An 18303-nucleotide genomic window follows, 5' to 3' on the forward strand; every position below is an offset into this window, starting at 1 on the left:
GCCTGGCAGGAGGTGAGCCCGCCGAAGGAGTCACCATCCCATGAAGCGCTTGGCGCCTTCGCTCAAGCGGTCGGTGGTCCATGGTGGCTCCCAGGCCAGCTCGACCTGGATCAGCAACTCCGGTGGCATGTCGCGGTCGAGCTCGGTTTCGATTTCTTCCAGGATCACGTCGGTCACGGGGCACGCTGCAGAGGTCATGGTGACCAGGGCATGCAGCTTTCCTTGCGCTACGGTGACGCCGTAGATCAGCCCCACATCCACCACGTTCATGGCTACCTCGGGATCGACCACACGGCGCAGCGCTGCAAGGATCGGTGCGCGCAACTCCTCTGGGCCGTCGTACGGAAAAGGTGATGCGCTCATGGCAATGTCTGCACTGCTTGGTGCCTACTCTTCACCGTGAGCGCGAGCAGGAGAATGGCTGTGGCGCCTGCTTGTGTAGGCGCTGAATGAGCGCCTGCAGAGGCCATTGGTGGGGAGGCGGTGGGCTGGAACATTGTGGCTCCTGAAAGGAAGTCAGCTTGGACGCACTATTGATTCGAATCGAGCACAGAGACCTTTGCAAGCACGCCAGGAGATCAATGGCGCGCAGCACTTGCAATGCAATGCAAACTCAAAGTGAAAAATATGAATTAAATCAGTCTCTGGCGCTTTATCAATAAGCGTTAGTGGCTATCAATTTAATAGTATTCTTTCTGCGACTCAACGCGGCACGCACCCCGCGAAGCCCTTCGGCCCCGCCGCATCCACGTCCGCCAGCGTCAGCGCCACCGTGCTGTCGTTCTGTCCCGGAATCTTGGTCAGTCGCTGTCCGTTTTGCCAACGCCACAGCTTGCCGTCAAAGCTGTAGATGAAGGTGTGGGTGCGGTTGGACAGCAGGTGCGCGGGGGTCAGGGTGATGGCCTGTGCGGCGGCCTCGGTGGTGGCCGTGGCCTGGGCTTCGTTGTCCTTGATGACGATCTTGCCGACGTAGGGTGTGACGGGCGATTCGGTGCGGTTGATTTCGCGCTGTACCAGGGCGGGGCTGTGGCCGGTCTTGGTCCATTCACCGCTGCCGCCTGGGCGCACATGGGGTTCGCGCGCGGCGAGGAACTGTGTACATGCTGCCACGAGGGTGCCGAAATCAGCCTCGGCAGTGCTGGATGTTGCAGGGATCTCGCCAGCCCGATCACACCCCGAAAGTACCAGGGCTGTCAGCACCAGGACCGATAGGCCCACAGGCCCTTTGGCGAACTGTGGCCAGTGGTGGAGGGCCGTGGATGGCGACGAGGAGGAAGGGCGGGGGATGTGGGGCACGGGGTGATTGTGGCGGCTCATGGGGGTGCGCGGTCTTGATGTGCGTCAAGTGCCGGTCTGTCGCTGCTGCTGCCGCCGCCGCCGCCATTCCCGCCGGCCACTCAGTCTGCCGGCCGGGCGTGTGGCAGCCAGACGCTGGCGACCAGCCCTGGGCCGTCTTGTGCCGGGTCCAGTGCCAGCCGTCCGCCCATCAGCTGCGCGTAGCGCGCCACGATGGACAGCCCCAGCCCCGCACCCTGGCCCAGGCGCACGCCCTGGTCGCCTTGTGCCCAGCGCTGCAGCAGGCGCTGCGCCAGTGCAGCGTCCACCCCGGGGCCGTTGTCGGCCACGCTCAGCACCACGTGCTCGCCCCGCATCTGCAGTGCGACGGTGATGCGGGGCGGGTTGCCGCGCCCGTAACGCAGCGAGTTGTCCAGCAGGTTGTTCAAGATGCCTTCCATGAGGGCCGCGCTGGCGCGCACCTCCACGGTCTGCTCCAGGCCTTCGGCCCCCAGGTCTACGCCCAGGGCGTCTGCGCGCGATAAAAAGCGCAGAAGTACATCGCGCACCAGGGCGTTGAGCGCGATCGTCTGCAGCGTCAGCGCAATGCCGCCTTCGGCCGCGCGTGCCAGTGCGAGAAGCTGGTCCACCGTGCGGCTGGCACGCTGTTCGGCCTGCGTGATGCCTTCGAGTTCGCTGCGCCAGATGGCGGGGTCGTCCTGTGCCAGCGCATGGGCGGCCTGGGCGCGGATACCCGCCAGGGGCGTGCGCAGCTCGTGCGCCACGTTGCCAGCGAACTCGCGCTGCGCATGCAGGCTGTGTTGCACCCGCGCCAGCAGGCCGTCCAGGGCCATGCCCAGGCGTTGAACATCGCGGGTGCCTGCCTGCTGCGTCAGCGCCTGTGACAGGGGCTGCAGGTCGGCGGCGTCGCGCTGGTCCACCGCATCCTGCAGCGTGGTCAGTGGCCGCAGGTCGCGTTCGATGCCACGCAACAGCCATGAGCCCAGCACCACCAGCAGCCACAGCTGGGCCAGGCCTGAATACACCAGCAGCCTGCGCAGCAGCTGTGTGCGCTCGGCCGTGGTTTGCGCCATGACCACCGTGAAGGAGGGGGTGCCTGCAATGTGCAGGCTCACGCGGCGCAGTTCGCGCCCTTGATGCGCGAGCTGCGAAAACGCGTGGGTGCTGCCCGGGGCCACGGTGCCCGCCGCCAGGTCGTGGTCGCCCGCGATGAAGATGCCGTCGGGCCCATACACCGCAAACCACACGGTCTCGCTTTGGTCAAAGCGCAGCAGGCCCACCTCGCGCGGGGTCAGGTCCAGCCGCAGCGCGTCGGCCCCTGGGCTCCCGCCGCGCACGTGGGCCGCCAGCGCATGGGCGTCGTCCAGCAGCGCACGGTCAAAGGCCTGGGCCACAAAGTGGTTGCCCACGCCCAGCACCACGGCACTGCCCAGTCCCCAGATCAGCACCAGTGACAGCAACACGCGGCGCCCGATGCGCTGGCGCAGGGCGGGCGGCTGGCGCCCGAGTGCCTGGCTGGCGCTAGGCACTGGTTGCCTCGTCCTCCAGCACATAACCCAGCCCGCGCAGGGTGCGGATCGCAGCGCCGCTGCCTGCGATCTTGCGCCGCAGGCGTGAAAACGAGGCCTCCAGTGCGTTCTCGCCCAGCACCTCGCCCGAATCGGACAGGCGCGACGACAGATCGCTCTTGCTCAGCACGCGGCCGGGCGGGGTCATCAGCTCCCACAGCAGGTCGAACTCGCGCGCGGGCAGCTCCAGCGGCTGCCCAGCCACGCTGACGCGGCGGGCCTGCCGGTCCAGCGCCAGTTGGCCCACGGTCACCAGGTCGGCCGTGCCGCTGGCGCGCCGCAGCAGCGCGCGCAGGCGGGCTTCGACCTCCTTGAGTTCGTAGGGCTTGCCCAGGTAGTCGTCGGCGCCTGCGTCCAGCCCGGCAATGCGTTCTTCGGTGCTGTCACGCGCGCTGAGCACCAGCACCGGCGTGCGGTCGCCACGTGCACGGGCGCCGCGCAAAGCCGTCAAACCGCTGCCCAGGCCGCTGCGAGCGTGTGCGGCATGGGGCAGGTTGAGGTCCAGCAGCACGGCGTCAAAGGCTTGCACGGCCCACCAGTGCTGGGCTTCTTCGATGGTGTGGGCCAGCTCGACGCGGTGGCCTGCGTTTTCAAGGCCGTGCGCCATGGTGCGGCTCAACACGGGATCGTCTTCCACCAGGAGGAGGCGCATGGGTCGGCTCTTCGTTCTACGCGAAATTACGCATGGCCCAGATCAGCCAGCGATCAGGTTCGATGGGGATAGTCCACCAGCATAACGTTTCAGGAGACAGACTTTTCATGATCAATCGCAATCTGGTCAGAGGCTTTGCCCTCATGGCCCTGGCGCTGGGCTTTGGCCTGCCGTCGATGGGCTACTCGCTGGGCTCGCTCAGCCGCGCCGGCTCGGGGCTGTTCCCGTTCATCGTCAGCTGCATACTTTTTGCCATCGGGGGCATCACCGTGGTGCGCGCGCGCCTGGTGGCGCCAGTGCCGATGGATTTTCAATACCGCAACATCGCCATCATCCTCGGCAGCCTGTGCGGCTTTGCCGCGCTGTCGCACTTCGTGAACATGATCGCGGGCATCGTCTTCCTGGTGTTCTGCTCGGGGTTTGCAGGCACGTCGTACTCGGTGGTGCGCAATCTCAAGATCGCGGCGGTGCTGGTGGGCATTGCCTTCATGTTCCAGAAGCTGCTGGGCGTCAACCTGCCGCTGTACTGAGGTCATCACCATGGACGTCCTCCACAACCTCGCGTTCGGCTTCAGCCACGCGCTCACACTGCAGAACCTGATGTTCTGTGCCCTCGGCTGCACCGTGGGCACCCTGGTGGGACTGCTGCCGGGCCTGGGCCCGCTGGCCACCATCAGCCTGTTGCTGCCGCTGACGTATTCCATCGACACCACCGGCGCACTCATCATGCTGGCCGGCATCTACTACGGGGCGCAATACGGCGACAGCGTGAGCGCCATCACCATGAAGATCCCGCACGCCAGCAGCATCGTGGCGTGTATCGATGGGTACCAGATGACGCTCAAAGGCAAGACGGGCCTGGCGCTGTTCACGGCGGGGGTCTCCAGTTTCATCGGTGGCACCGTGGCCATTGTGGTGCTGGCGTTTCTGGCCCCTAGCCTGGGTGAGGTGGCCTTCCTGTTCGGCCCGGCAGACTACTGCGCGCTGATGCTGGTGGGCTTTGTGTGCGTGAGTTTTGTGACCACGGGCAGCCTGCTCAACGGCCTGGCCATGTGCATGGTGGGCGTGCTGCTGGGCTCGATCGGTACGGACGTCAACAGCGGCCTGGCGCGCTTCACCTTCGACATGCCGTTTCTGGCCGATGGTGTGGGGATCGTGAGCATTGCGCTCGGCTGCTTTGGCATCGCCGAGATCACCAAGAACCTGGATGCCCGCGAAGAGCGCTCGCCCTTCAACGGCAAGATCAAGCTCATCCCCACCTGGCCCGAGTTCAAGCGCATCATCCCCAGCGCCCTGCGTGGCAGCGTGGTGGGCTCCATCCTGGGCATCCTGCCTGGCGGAGGCCCGGTGATCGCGCAGTTTGCGGCCTACGCGCTGGACAAGAAGGTCAGCAAGTACAAGCACGAGATCGGCAACGGCTCCATCGAAGGCGTGGCCGGCCAGGCCGCTGCCGACGAGGCCGCCGCGCGCACCAGCTTCATCCCGCTGATGAGCATCGGCATCCCCGAGAACGCGGTGATGGCGCTGATGATGGCCGCGTTCATCATCAAGGGCATCCAGCCCGGCCCCAACATGATCGCCGGCCACCCTGAGCTGTTCTGGGGCCTGGTGGCCAGCATGTGGATCGGCAACTGCTTTTTGCTCATACTGAACGTGCCGCTGGTGCGCTACTGGCTGTCGGTGTTCAAGATCCCGTACAACGTGTTGTTCCCGGCCATTTTGTTCTTCTGCTGCATCGGCACCTACAGCATCAACAACAACCTGGACGACGTGTTCATCACCGTGGCCTTCGGGGCGCTGGGCTACCTCTTCATGCGGCTGGAGATGGACCCGTCACCGCTGATGCTGGGCTTCATCCTGGGCCCCATGCTGGAGGAGAACTTCCGCCGCTCCATGCTGCTGTCGCGCGGCAGCTTCGATGTGTTCATCAACCGGCCCATCAGCGGCACGTTGATCAGCCTGATCGTTGCATTCATCCTGTGGCAGACCTTTGTGTTCTTCCGCCAGCGCGGCAGGGCCAAGCAGCTGGTGGTGGCAGAGCCCGCCGCAACCTGACGATTGACTCTCCGTTGGCTGCTTCGCAGTCTTGCAAGGCCGGTCGCCCCAGGGCGAGCGGCTTTTTTTGTAGATCACTCCACCTTCCACCATCCGGGCAGCAGCATGCGCACTTCGGCCCGCTCGAAGCGGTCGTCCATCAGGTGCACCACGCCTTCGTCGCTGGGCGTGCGGATCACCCGGCCTGCGGCCTGCACCACCTTTTGCAGCCCGGGGTAGAGGTACGTGTAGTCATACCCTTCCCCAAACAGTGCCTGCATGCGCTGGCGAATCTGCTCGTTGACGGGGTTGACCTGCGGCAGGCCCAGCGTGGCCAAAAACGCACCAATCAGCCGCCGGCCCGGCAGGTCGATACCCTCGGCAAACGCGCCGCCCAGCACGGCAAAGCCTATGCCTTCACTGGTGTCGGTAAAACGCTCCAGAAACTGCCGCTGCTCCGCTTCGAGCATGCGGCGCGACTGGCGCCAGTGCGGCAGATGCGGGTGTCGCTGCGCAAACCCATCGGCCACCTGCTGCAAGTATTCGTAGCTGCTGAAAAACGCCAGGTAGTTGCCCGGCCGCGCGTTGAACTGCTGTGCCATCAGGTCGGCAATCGGCACCAGCGATGCGTGGCGGTCTGCGTACCGGGTGGAGATGTGGCGCGCCACCTGCACGTGGAGCTGCGCACTCTCAAACGGCGACTCCACGTCCACCCACACATGCTGATCGGGCAGGCCCAGCAGGTCGGCGTAGTAGCGCGCGGGCTGCAGCGTGGCCGAAAACAGCGTGCTGGTGTGCGCGGCCGCAAGCCGCGGCTGCAGATAGGGCGCGGGCACGACGTTGCGGATGCACACCGTGGCGCTGCCGGGCTTGGCGGCGGCGCTGCCCGGGCGCGACAGATGTGATGCGTGCGGTGCAGGCCGGGCAATGTCTACCAGCGAATTCGAGTCCAGCAGCTCGGCCAGGCGCGTGATGTGCATCGCCTCGAAGTAGAAGGTCTGCAGCGCCACATCAAGGTCGGCTGGGTGGTCGGCAAAGTGGTCTGACAGTGTGGTGCCGCACTGCTGCAGTGCGCCCTGCAGCGCCTCCGGAAAGGCGTCGTACACGGCATAGTCTGCTGCCTGCGCTTTGTCGAGCGCCACCCAGCAGCGGCGCACCTTGTCCAGCGCCTTTTTCACCACGGGGTGGTGGCTGGCAGCGGGCGATGTGCGGGCCGCCGCCAGCGTGTCGGGGCGCAGCTCGGCGCTGTACATCTTGCGGCCGCGCTCCACCAGGTTGTGGGCCTCGTCCACCAGCAATGCGGCGCGCCATTGGTTGGCCTGCGTCAGCCCGTGCAGCAGGCCGCCAAAGTCAAAGTAGTAGTTGTAGTCGCCCACCACCACATCGGCCCAGCGGGCCAGCTCCTGGCTGAGGTAGTAGGGGCACACCCGGTGGGCCAGCGCCGCATCGCGCACCTGCGCCTGGTGCAGCGGCACGCTGTGGTGGTGATGGGCCGGGGCATTCGGTGCCGCTGCCTCCGCCGTACCCCGGGCCACTTCCGCCGATGCCGCACCGCTGCGCGCAGCCTGCAGCGCCGCAGCGCGCGCCCCGGGCAGCCGGTCGTAAAAGCCTTGCGCCAGCGGGCACGACTCGCCGTGGCAGGCCTTGTCGGGGTGCTCGCAGGCCTTGTCGCGCGCCACCAGCTCCAGCACGCGCAGCGGCAGCGTGGGCGCGCTGTCGGCCAGGCGCGCCAGTGCGTCCAGCGCGGTCTGCCGGCCCGAGGTTTTGGCAGCCAGAAAGAACACCTTGTCGAGCTGCTGCGCCGGCGCCGCCTTGAGCAGCGGGAACAGCGTGCCCATGGTCTTGCCAATGCCCGTGGGCGCCTGGGCCAGCAGGCAGCGGCCGCCGGTGGCCGCCTTGTACACGGCCTCGGCCAGCGGGCGCTGCCCCGCACGAAAGCCGCCAAACGGAAACATCAGCGCGCCCAGCGCCGCATCGCGCGCCGTGCGGTGCGCCACCTGCTGCTCGGCCCACGCCAAAAAGCGCTGGCACTGCGCCTCAAAGTGCTCGCGCAGTTCGTCGGCGGTGCAGTGCTCGGAAAACACCGTCTCCTTCTGCGAGCCAATGTCAAAGTACACCAACGCCACGTCGATGTGCGCCAGCTGCTCGTGCTGGCACAGCAGCCAGCCATACACCTTGGCCTGCGCCCAGTGCAGGTGGCGGTGTGATGCGGGCTGGCGGTCGAGCCGCCCCTTGAAGGTCTTGACCTCGTCGATGCGTTGCAGCGCAGGGTCGTAGCCGTCGGCACGGCCGCGCACCTGCAGCGTCTGGTAGCTGCCGCTCAGCGCCACTTCGGCGCGGTACCCCTTGCCCCGGCGCGCGGCCACTACGCCATGGCCGGCCATGCCTTCGAGTGCGGTAGGGGCGGGGGTAAAGCGCAGGTCCAGGTCGCCCTGCTTGGCGGTGAACTCGCACAGCTCCCGCACCGCCACGGTGTAGGTCATGGGGCCTCGGTGCAGGGCGGGGCGCTGTCGTCGGGCGGCAGGAGCAGCTCACCCGCCGCAGAGTCGCCCGCGCCGGGCTCACCCAGGTGCGCCTGCGCCAGTTCCGCCTCGCTGCGCATTGGCGTGGCCTTGCACAGCGCCATCCACACCGCAAAGGGCAGGGCGCAGCTGGCATGCCGCGCGGGCCGCAGCAGCTCAAAGCGGCCCCCATCGCCATCGTCCAGCCCGCCGTGCAGCACCCACACGCCAAAGTGCTCGGGGATCTCATCGGCCTCGGCCACGCCCGCGGGGAACACGTAATAGCACTCCTCGCACAGCCACTGGTAGGCCTGCCGCTTGGCGTCGTGCCGCAGGTCCGACAGCAGGTCGGCCCGGCTCGCCTTGACCTCGTGCACCATCGGCTGCAGGTACGCCGGCACCGTGGTGTTGCGCACCGAGAAGAGATCGGGCCGCGCCATGCGCCATACGTTGGCCGCGGCGCGGGTGGCGGGGGTGTCGGCGTCTTCGCTCCACAGCGGGGTGCTGTGGCGCTGGGTAGTGCTGCTGATGTTGCTGTTGCTGCCGGTGGGCGCGGTGGCCGCGGCGGTATCCAGCGGGTTGGCAGGCGGCTTCGGCGCCGGCCCATCCACCACCGCGCGCAGCGATAACTCCCGCCACACGATCCGCCCCGCCGCCAGCAGGTGCTCGGCAAACTTGGCCGCCAGCCGGTCGTGCGTGCTCAGCGCCCGCACGCTGCGCTGGCGCGCGACGGCCAGGGTGCGAATGCCTTCATCGGTGAGCCGCAGCGACTCGAACCCCTCGGGCGACACCTGCAGCGCCACCAGCTGCGCGGCCAGCAGGTCAATCTCCAGCGCGTCCTTGCACGGCCACCCCGCAGAGCGCCAGATTTGCATGAGGCGCGTGCGGTGGAAGCGGGTGAGTTGGATGGGGGGTGGAGAGGACGGGGTGGGGGAGGGCAGCGCCGTCATGGGGTGGAGGGACTGGTGGCTGGGAACTGATTTTAATCACAGTGTCCATGGGGGCGCGTCCCTCAAGCGGCTAGGGCAGCGCCAGACGGATGAAAATTGAGAGAAATTGGCCTCTAGCGCTTTATGGGTAAGCGCAATATGCTATAAAAAAGTGAGCATTCTTATGCAGGCAGCCGTATAGGCATACGATGACTGCCGTACAGCGGTTGCCGCCTTTGGCAGTCAGTTTTCTAGGGTCAGCTTTGTCGCCAAAAGCCGTGTGTGCAAGACGCCGACGCGTTGATCTGTCGATCCGCCTGAGTCCTGAGCTAGCTGTGCAACCGCCCCGAATGAAGGCATGTATATCCGAGCCAGGCTTTCATTGCCGACCGCTACATGATGGTGACGTAGCGCAATCAAGTGCTGGCGGCACCTTGTACGGCAGCGATGTATAGAGCGCTGCAGGTGCTCAAGCCGGGCGCTGGCGGCACACCCACCAAGAAAGGCCCAGGCCTACCACCGAAGCCACGCCGGTGACCACCCAGGTGAAATGCCAGCCACCCGCCAGGCCCGCCACCCAGGCCACAAGCGGTGGCCCCACGAACTGGCCACAGGCCGAGCACTGCTGCACCCAACCCATCGTGGTGGACACCGTACTCTCGCTGGGTGCCAGCCGTACCGCCAGGGCAAACAAGGTGGCGGGAATCATCCCGCCCACGGCCGAAAACGTCACCACGGCAGCGAAACGAAGTACCGGGCCATCGCCCGCGAAGGGGCTGAAGGCCACCACCGTCGCCAATGCCGTGCCGCCGAAACCGATGACCAACAGATGGTGCGTGCGCCAACCCGCCCGCATCAAGCCGCCGGCCCCCAGGTTCCCCACCACGTTGGCCGCGCAGGCCAGTGCGGTCAGCGCACCCGCAGCCACGCCGCTGACGCCCGCCTGCATGTAGATGGAGGGCAGAAACCCGATGACGGCCAGCCACTGGCAGGAGTACATGCCAAACGCCACCGCCACCACCCAGGGCCCGGGACTGGCCAGGGTGAGCCGCAGCCGCCGCGTCAGAAGCACCACCGCGGGAGGCGGCGGGTCGGTGCGCGGCCGCGCCACGGTGGCGCGCCGCGCATCCGGGCCAACGGCCAGGGCCAGCCAGAGCCCCGCGCAGCCCGCCAGCACACCCAGCAGCCCCCACCAAGCCTGCCAGTTCCACAGCCCCATGACCACCGGCCCCGCCAGAAGCGCCAGGGCAACGCCGGCGGGCATGTAGGCCCCCCACAGCCCCATGAAGGCGGGCAGCCTGGCAGCGGGCACCAACTGCCGCATCAAGCTGGGCGCCGGCAGCACAACCCACAGGAAACCCAGCCCCTCCAGCGCCCGCAATGCCAGCAGGTCCGCCGCCTGGCGGGCCCACACGCCCGCCAGGCTGGCGATACACAGCACGCCCAGCCCATACAGCATGCTGCGCCGCAGGCCAAAACCATCGGCCAGCGCCCCCACCAGAACGCCGAGCAGCATGCCCGCCAGCTGGACAGCCGACAGCAAGAAGCCCGCTTCGACCAGCGAGACCCCCAACGCATCCCGCAACACGCCGATGGCGGGTGGAATCTTGCCGATGTGCACGGCGGCCGCGAGCCCAGCCAGAAAGACGGCAATGGGCGCGCGCAGGGGAAAGGAAATCAACGATCGCATTTCTTCAAGGCCTGAATACGGAAGGGGGCGGCGGACATGCAATCCCCCACACGATAGCAGGCAGCCCCGCCGCCACGAAACACCGCCGTCGCCGGTGAGGTATGTCCTTGGCAGAGCGGCCCAGGCCCACTGTCGTGTTTTCAGGAATCGCGGACATGGACGCATTCCGCACCGACCACGCCGCGCGAAGGGCCTGTAGGCCTTGCGTCCCTCCAGGTGCCCCGATTGGCGCACTCGCGCTCGCGCTGCGCCAGACTGAAGAGGCAATCGTTGCCATCCGCCGAGTGGCATTTCGGGGTTCCCTTGGCGCACGCCGAAATGCCCGCCGAGTGACCTAGGGCACTTTTAACTATTGATACCCCAGAAGGGCATTCCACACGCGCATCTGGGCGATCTTCGGCACCGTGCCAAACGCGATGGATGAAGACGCTCCGGAGCCAATCAGTGCAGAGTTTGTGTTGCCACTGCCGTAGCTTTGCCAGACTGTGCCATCCGCAAAAGTCGCCGTCCCGTTTTGGGCGAAAGTGGCCACTGCGCTCATCAGATGCCGACTGAGCTGCTGCTCTGCAGCGCCCGATCCGACTTTTTGACGGTAGTAGTCAAGCCCATATGTGCCGAACAAGAACGGCAGCTCTGCACAATGGGGAACGCCTCGCCCCGGGGGGGGCAAGTCATGCATGAAGGTTCCATATCGCACGTTTGCGCCTTGCTTCACGAGACTGTCTGCATAGCGAACGCAGAAGTTGCGCAGGTTCCTGTCACCGTTGATTTCAACCCACAGGTTGCCCGGCGCTGAGGAACGACCCTCTGTCAGGGCCGCATCCTGGTAGGCTGTGATCACCTGGGAAGCCCGACTCGCAGAACCAGAAAGTGGCGCGACAAGGGCCGTGAGCGCCTCCATGGTGGAAGGCAGTGGAGCGGTGAGCGAAGCCTGCGTCACTGGATCGATCAGGTCAACAAAAAAAGACCCCTCAGTGAGCGTGTTCGTGATCAGCACCGGTACACGCTGGGGCCATGCCACCCGGGTCCAATCGGCGAACACAGTCTTCCCATCCATCACGGGCGACGCCTTGACGCCAAAGCCGGACCGAAACGTAGAGGGCAGCGGTTGAGCGTTCAGTGCCAACTCGGCCGCGTGCAATGTGGCCGCAGGAATGCCCAACAGCCCCTTAGGTGTCGTCTTGAGGCTCGTGGCCAGCAGCTCGGTGTAGCTGGCCGCGTCTTGAAGGGTGAACCCCGCAGGCGCTGCAATGCCGGCAGAACTGAACAAAACAGCTTTGTGCAGCCACTGGCTCCAGACAGGGTGCTGCGCGATCAATGCCGTGTTGACTGCGCCCGCTGATTGCCCTGCGAGGCACACGTTGCCTGGGTCTCCGCCGAACCGGGCAATATTCTCGTGCACCCAACGCAACGCGGCTGCCTGATCCTGCAGGCCCCAGTTCGCAGCAAGTCCGGTTTCAGGATCTGTGAAATCTGGGTGGGCCAGGCTGGACATTGCACCCAAGCGGTAGTTGACCGTGACGACAACCAGTCCCTGTTCAGCCAGTCTCTGCCCGTCCATCAGGGGCATGCTGGTCGCGCCCGTGCGCCACGCACCGCCATGGAGCCACACCATCACGGGGGCCTTGCTGACGTCGCGAGGTGCCCAGATATTGAGAGTGAGACAGTCTTCGCTCTGCGCTTCAGGTTGCGTGTAGATCCAGGTCACGTTCGCAGGGAGCGTCTGCAAGCTGGCAGGACCAAACGCTGTGGCAGGGGTCACCTGGGCCGTGGTGGGCACATAGGGCTTGGGCGATTGAAACCGCAGCGCTCCAACAGGCGGCTGCGCATAGGGGATACCCTTGTACATCGCAGTGCCACCCAGCACGGCTCCGCTGAACTTGCCCGAAGTGGTGTCCACCACGGGGTTGTCATCGCCTCCGCCGCCACACCCTATCAACGAACCGGCAAGCGCCCCGGAGGAAACCTGTAGAAAGATCCTTCGCGTTGTCATCATGTCTCCTGGAATAGTTGGTCTAGATGTCAGTTGCTGACAAACTTATGCTAGGTAACCAACCTTGTGGTGGCGAGACTCACTGATAGAACACCCCGTTGCAAAAACAGGCCCATCGAAGCAGGTCTGGGCTGCAGCAACCTATGGCAAGCTGGGAATTGCACAGCGGTAGAGCTTGAACCTCAGGCGCACGCGTTATTTGCACAACGACGATGACGGATGGACCTAATGGACAACGTGTTGCTGGCTGTGGAAGACCTTCTGAGTTTTGTAGAGGTAGCCGACGCACGAGGCTTCACCGCTGCCAGCAGGCGCACAGGCATACCGAAGTCGCGATTGAGTCGGCGCGTGGCGGCTCTTGAGTCATTCCTTGGGGTTGCCCTACTGCACCGCAATGCAAGGCGGTTTGAATTGACCGATGTAGGGCAACGCATTTTTCTACATGGCCAGGTGGTGCGAGCTGAAACGCAAACTGCTATCGCCGTCGCACGTGAGAGCCTGGAGAGTCCCTGGGGGCAACTACGGGTGGCTTGCCCAGCAGCCATTGCGGCATCGCTTGTTGGCCGAATAGCCCTGCAATTCAGCGCTCGCTATCCTCGCGTCACCCTGTCACTTCAAACTACTGACGGGCGTTTGCGCCCTTTGGATGACACGGTGGATCTCGTGATTCAGCCGACCACACAGCCTCTGACAGACTCCAGCCTCGTCGCCAGAAGGCTTGCAACGGTCCCCTATGCCTTGTACGCAAATCCAGCACTCGTTGCAGCTCTCAACACCCCGGAGACGCCATTGGCACTATCCCGCTGCGCTGCTGTCGGCTGGAGCATTACTGCGTCACCGGCGCGCTGGACGCTAATCGGCCCCCAGAACCAAAGCGCGGACGTCGAACTGGACGTGCGCTTCGTGAGCGACAACCTGCTATTGAACCGGGACGCGGCGCTTCAGGGGCTAGGGGTTGTGCAGCTTCCAAGGATCATGGCGGCCAGCTTTGTCGCGAGCGGACAACTGCTTCAGGTGGCGCCCGACTGGGTTCCCCCCGCGATGCACATCTACGCCCTGTATCCGTCGCGCCGCCACCTCACGCTCGCGGGTCGCTGCTTTCTGGATATGCTGGAAGAGGGAATGAAAGATGCAGCAATCACTCCGGCCTGAATCGTCCCGGGGGCGATTCACTTATGTTGCATGACCAGCGCTCGCGATCCGACCTGATCGCCACAGCAGACGTCAAGGAGGTTGAGGGCCACCCAGCCGCATCCGCGAAGCTTGCTGTCAATTCCCAAATGGAAGAGCGCCAACTCCCGCACCCGGTTTTCCATCTGCAATCTCACGCGGAGCGCTCAGATGTCTCTGGGCTTGAACGGTGCTTTTTGACTAACAATCGTGCCTTTGGTCCAGGGCTCGCGATGTACAGCGACACTGGCGGATTCCATGATGGTGTCCCACTGAGTTGAGGGACCAGAGACGATGCGCCTTTCGATTGCAGTTGTCCACACCACGCTGGCCGTGATAGGCCTTGAATTTAGAGATTCGCTCGACGGTGACGTTCAATGACTGCTCCCGCAATGAGCAGCCGCTCGCCGACGGCGGGCTGAGCGGCTGCATGCAGCCTCAAGCGACCCTGCACGCGGCACCCGCGAGGGACATTTCCCTGAGCTCACAACCACTGAAAAACTACAGCAAAGCTTGTCAGTGTCGTGAGATGCTAAGGTGAGCCCAATTGCATCAACACGCGCTGGAGGGCATTTCTAAACCTCGGATCCATCACTGCCCCCACGTTGTAGCGCGACCATGGGGAGGCCGCTGAGGCGTCGACGCCAAAAATCCTGCCCGGAGCCAGTCGTATGTTGTGCGGCAGCAGGGAGTCTGCAAGAGTCATCGAATCATCCACCCCTGGCATGGATGCCCACAGGTAGAGGGACTGGGCGTTCTTCGCGAAGATGTTCGCTCCGACGGATTCGAACAGTGCTCGTGCTCCTTCTGTGGCTTCCCCGAGCCGACTACGCAACCGGGTCAGATGCCGCTGATAGTGGCCTTCGCTCAACATGACATCGACCGTCCTTTCGCAAAGCTCCGAACTACTTACGTGGATCAGCGCTTTCAGGTCGGCAAGATCACTGGCTAAATCTGCGCCACAAGCAATGAAACCCACACGCAGCGCGGCCGAGAACGACTTTGAGAAGCTGCCGATGTAGATCGTGCGCTCAAGTTGGTCCAGAGAAGCCAAACGTGGCGACGATGTCGGTTTGAAGTCCGCAAGCGGATCGTTCTCAACGATCAGTAGATCGTATTTCTGTGCCAGTTGCAGCACGCGAAAGGCTTTTGCTGCGGACAGGTCCGAGCCTGTCGGGTTGTGTGCAAGCGACTGCGTAAAGAAGAGCCTGGGCCGCTGGGTGATCAACAACTGCTCCAAGGCTTCCAGGTCCGGCCCATCGTGCAGGCGCGGCACGCCTAGAACCTCAGCACTGGCCATCTTCAACTTGCCGAACAAAGGGTAGTAGCCGGGGTCGTCCACCAGAACCTTGCCACCGGGCGGCACGAAATAGCGAATGACGATGTCCATCGCCTCGTTGGCACCGTGCGTCAAAACGATCTGCCGGGGTTCGGCACCGATCCCAAAGTCCGCGAGCTTGCGCACCAAATGCTTTCGCAGTGGCGCGTACCCGAAGCGGCTGCCATAGCGGAACAGGGAGCCCAGTCCCGTGCGCACGACTTTCTGGTGGTACTTGTCCAGCCTCACATCCGAAAGCCATTCGACTGGCGGGAAGCCATCAGCTATTGCCAGCGCGCCAGGCTCGGTCTTGAGCTGCTCACGCATCAGCCAAACGATGTCTTTTGCTCGCCCCAAGCTTCCCGCCTCGTCGTCGGCCGCCTTGGATGGAGGCTTGTCGACCACAAAGTACCCGGCACCTCGACGAGGTTCAATCAGCCCGCGCGAAACGAGTAGTTCGAAAGCCGTGACCACCGTGTTCTTGGCGTACTTGTGGAGTTCGGCCATCTCGCGCAGCGAGGGCAATTTATCGCCGACCTTGTAGGCCCCGTCGCGTATCTGCCTCTCGATGCCGTCTGCAACCGAGACGGGCAATGTGGCTGATCTGGAGCGATGTGTCGGGGAGTGTCCTTCAACTGTCATTTGTCAACTATGGCACATCGCTGAACTTTGCCAGAAGAGAGACTGTTTGGCCAAACTGTACCTTTCTTGTTTGGTACGGTGGTTTTAAAGTTTACCCATACCGTAACCACCACTGAGCAGGCAACTAATGGTCGATTCACGACTCCCGAATTTTCGTTCCCTCACCCCTGCACAGCGACTGGAGCATGTCGCACGTATCGCCAACCTGTCCGAGGGAGACATCGCGCTCATCACCCAGCCCGGAGCGCTCAGCGTAGAGCGCGCCAACGGCATGGTGGAGAACGTCATCGGAACGTTCGAACTCCCGTTCGGCATCGGCGGCAATTTCCAGATCAACGGTCGCGATGTCCTGGTGCCGATGGTGGTCGAAGAGCCTTCTGTCGTGGCCGCAGCTTCGTTCATGGCCAAGTTGGCCCGCGACTGCGGCGGCTTCGAAACCTCCAGCACGGGGCCGCTGATGCGCGCCCAGGTGCAGGTCATCGGCATCACCGACCCCTATGGCGCCCGTCTGGCGCTCCTGAAGCATCGCGATGAAATCTTGGAGGTCGCCAACAGCCGCGATAAGGTGCTCATTGGCCTGGGCGGCGGCTGCCGCGACATTGAGATCCACGTGTTCCCTGACACGGCCCGCGGTCCGATGATCGTCATGCACCTGATCGTCGACGTGCGCGACGCGATGGGTGCCAACACCGTCAACACCATGGCCGAGTCGGTTTCACCTCTGGTCGAGAAGCTCACGGGCGGCATCGTGCGGCTGCGCATCCTGTCCAACCTGGCAGACCTGCGTCTGTCACGTGCCCGCGTGCGGCTTACGCCCGAGACGCTCAAAACCAAGGAGCGCAGCGGCGAAGAGATCATCGAAGGCGTGCTCGATGCCTACACGTTCGCTGCCATCGATCCCTACCGTGCGGCCACACACAACAAAGGCATCATGAACGGTATTGATCCTGTCATCGTCGCCACCGGCAACGACTGGCGTGCGGTCGAGGCCGGCGCCCATGCCTACGCTTGCCGAAGCGGCCGCTACACCTCGCTGACGACCTGGGAGAAAGACACCCAGGGCGCGCTGGTCGGCACCATTGAAATGCCCATGTCAGTGGGCCTGGTGGGGGGCGCGACCAAGACACACCCTTTGGCCCGGTTGTCACTCAAGATCATGGGCGTCAAGTCGGCGCAGGAGCTGGGCGAGGTGGCCGTCGCCGTGGGCCTGGCCCAGAACTTAGGAGCGTTGCGAGCCCTGGCCACCGAAGGGATCCAGCGCGGCCATATGGCTCTGCACGCCCGCAACATTGCAATGGTTGCAGGGGCAGCGGGTGACGAAATCGAGATCGTTGCCAAGCACATGGCAGATGAACATGACGTACGCACCGACCGAGCGCTCGCCTTGCTCGAAGAGCTGCGCCGCAAGTAAGGCAGCCACCGTTCCCGACTGGGTGGCTGATTCAGCCGACCTCGAAGCCAGTGAGACCTTTCGCCCATCTAATAACTTGGAGACTATCGAAATGACACAAACTCAGCTCAAGCGCCGCACGGTGCTCAGCTCCCTCGGCGCCACAATGTTGTCAACGTTGGCGTCTCCCACGCTAGCCCAGAGTGCTGCGTTCCCCAACCGTCCGATCAAGATCATTGTCCCCTGGGCAGCGGGGGGCGGCGGTGATGTGATCGTGCGTCTCATGGGCACGAGTCTTCAGAAGCGGCTCGGCCAGGCCATCGTGGTTGACAACCGCCCCGGCGCTGTCGGCACGATCGGCAGCGTCGCGGCTGCGCGCAGTCCGGCCGATGGTTATACGCTCGTGTATGGCGGAATGGAGTCGCACACCATCGCGCCCCATGCAATGAAGAGGGCACCATACGACCCCAAGAAGGAATTTGTTGCCATTGCACCGCTGGGCTTCTTCCCCGCAGCCTTGGTCGTGAGCGCTTCACACCCAGCCAAGAACCTGAGCCAGTTCCTGCAGATGGCCAAGGATGCCAAGACCCCGATGAGCTTCGGCTCGTGGAGCACTGCCACTTCCGGACACCTCATGATGGAGGCCCTCAAGGTGGCGAAGAGTGTCGATCTCCTGCATGTGCCGTATAACGGCACCGCGCCCCTGCTCAATGCCCAACTGTCTCAACAGGTCGACTGCTCCATCAACGTCTTGTCGACCGTTGAACCCCACATCCGCAGCGGCACACTGCGCTTGCTGGCAGTTTCAATGCCCCAACGCCTGCCGGAGTTTCCGGACGTTCCGACCCTGAAAGAGATCGGTCTCAATGTCGAAAGAGGACCGTGGGTGGGAATTTTTGGCCCGGCAGGCATGCCGGAAGACGTCATTTCGCGCGTGCATCAGGCGGTCGACGCCACCCTCAAGGAGCCTGCCATCGTTGAGCAGACCAAGAAGATGTTCTTCGTCGTCGAGCACATGGACCAGCGCACGTACCAGAATTTCTATTTCAGCGAGATCGATCGCTGGGGTCAGTACGTCAAAACGGCCAAGGTAGCGATCGAGTGATCGCATCCCCGTTGC

The 18303-nt window shown here is 64.2% G+C and carries 14 protein-coding genes and 1 pseudogene; 5 read left to right on the plus strand and 10 right to left on the minus strand.

Features of this window, described 5'->3' with window-relative positions; genetic code table 11:
• Positions 1-30: 30 nt before the first annotated feature.
• From ASE52_RS03640 to ASE52_RS03655, 4 genes are all read right to left on the minus strand, one after another.
• Entirely contained in the window at positions 31-363 is a 333-nt protein-coding gene (locus ASE52_RS03640; RefSeq protein WP_057223869.1) for a metal-sulfur cluster assembly factor, read from the minus strand.
• A 339-nt stretch (positions 364-702) separates the two neighbouring features.
• The gene (locus tag ASE52_RS03645; protein WP_057223871.1) at positions 703-1317 is read right to left on the minus strand and encodes a hypothetical protein; all 615 of its coding nucleotides are present in this window, start codon (positions 1315-1317) and stop codon (positions 703-705) included.
• A gap of 80 nt (positions 1318-1397) precedes the next feature.
• The gene (locus ASE52_RS03650; RefSeq protein ID WP_241776909.1) at positions 1398-2825 is read right to left on the minus strand and encodes a sensor histidine kinase; all 1428 of its coding nucleotides are present in this window, start codon (positions 2823-2825) and stop codon (positions 1398-1400) included.
• On the minus strand, positions 2818-3516 hold the full coding sequence (locus ASE52_RS03655; protein ID WP_057223875.1) for a response regulator transcription factor: 699 nt from the start codon (positions 3514-3516) through the stop codon (positions 2818-2820). Before ASE52_RS03655 ends, ASE52_RS03650 begins: the two co-directional genes overlap by 8 nt.
• A gap of 107 nt (positions 3517-3623) precedes the next feature.
• Here ASE52_RS03655 and ASE52_RS03660 point away from each other — a divergent pair, with 107 nt between their 5' ends.
• On the plus strand, positions 3624-4046 hold the full coding sequence (locus ASE52_RS03660; protein WP_010461343.1) for a tripartite tricarboxylate transporter TctB family protein: 423 nt from the start codon (positions 3624-3626) through the stop codon (positions 4044-4046).
• A 10-nt stretch (positions 4047-4056) separates the two neighbouring features.
• The gene (locus ASE52_RS03665; RefSeq protein WP_010461345.1) at positions 4057-5571 is read left to right on the plus strand and encodes a tripartite tricarboxylate transporter permease; all 1515 of its coding nucleotides are present in this window, start codon (positions 4057-4059) and stop codon (positions 5569-5571) included.
• Between the two features lie 74 nt (positions 5572-5645).
• Here the strand turns inward: ASE52_RS03665 and ASE52_RS03670 are convergent, their stop codons facing one another.
• The 4 genes from ASE52_RS03670 to ASE52_RS03685 form a co-directional block, all read right to left on the minus strand.
• Complete coding sequence (locus ASE52_RS03670) at positions 5646-8033, minus strand: ATP-dependent DNA helicase (protein ID WP_057223877.1); 2388 nt, start codon at positions 8031-8033, stop codon at positions 5646-5648.
• Complete coding sequence (locus ASE52_RS03675) at positions 8030-8926, minus strand: hypothetical protein (protein WP_057223879.1); 897 nt, start codon at positions 8924-8926, stop codon at positions 8030-8032. The genes ASE52_RS03670 and ASE52_RS03675 overlap by 4 nt, the downstream gene beginning before the upstream one ends.
• 523 nt (positions 8927-9449) lie before the next feature.
• On the minus strand, positions 9450-10661 hold the full coding sequence (locus ASE52_RS03680) for an MFS transporter (RefSeq protein ID WP_241776910.1): 1212 nt from the start codon (positions 10659-10661) through the stop codon (positions 9450-9452).
• Positions 10662-11019: 358 nt separating this feature from the next.
• Entirely contained in the window at positions 11020-12666 is a 1647-nt protein-coding gene (locus ASE52_RS03685) for a carboxylesterase family protein (RefSeq protein WP_241776911.1), read from the minus strand.
• 225 nt (positions 12667-12891) lie between these two features.
• On the opposite strand from ASE52_RS03685, the gene ASE52_RS03690 reads away from it, so the two are divergent.
• Complete coding sequence (locus tag ASE52_RS03690) at positions 12892-13815, plus strand: LysR substrate-binding domain-containing protein (protein WP_158004139.1); 924 nt, start codon at positions 12892-12894, stop codon at positions 13813-13815.
• Positions 13816-13835: 20 nt separating this feature from the next.
• On the opposite strand, the pseudogene ASE52_RS26135 reads toward ASE52_RS03690, so the two are convergent.
• A pseudogene (locus ASE52_RS26135) lies at positions 13836-14093 on the minus strand (integrase); the annotation flags it as partial.
• Positions 14094-14365: 272 nt separating this feature from the next.
• Entirely contained in the window at positions 14366-15793 is a 1428-nt protein-coding gene (locus ASE52_RS03700) for a PLP-dependent aminotransferase family protein (RefSeq protein WP_057223885.1), read from the minus strand.
• 127 nt (positions 15794-15920) lie between these two features.
• On the opposite strand from ASE52_RS03700, the gene ASE52_RS03705 reads away from it, so the two are divergent.
• Positions 15921-17204 carry a hydroxymethylglutaryl-CoA reductase, degradative gene (locus ASE52_RS03705; protein WP_057223888.1) on the plus strand — a complete coding sequence of 428 codons (1284 nt, stop codon included), beginning with the start codon at positions 15921-15923 and terminating at the stop codon, positions 17202-17204.
• A 91-nt stretch (positions 17205-17295) separates the two neighbouring features.
• Positions 17296-18288 (plus strand): tripartite tricarboxylate transporter substrate binding protein, encoded by a 993-nt coding sequence (locus tag ASE52_RS03710; RefSeq protein WP_057223890.1) that lies wholly within the window; start codon positions 17296-17298, stop codon positions 18286-18288.
• The last annotated feature ends 15 nt before the right edge of the window (positions 18289-18303 follow it).

The sequence above is a fragment of the Acidovorax sp. Root275 genome (assembly GCF_001428965.1).
Classification (GTDB): domain Bacteria; phylum Pseudomonadota; class Gammaproteobacteria; order Burkholderiales; family Burkholderiaceae_C; genus Acidovorax; species Acidovorax radicis.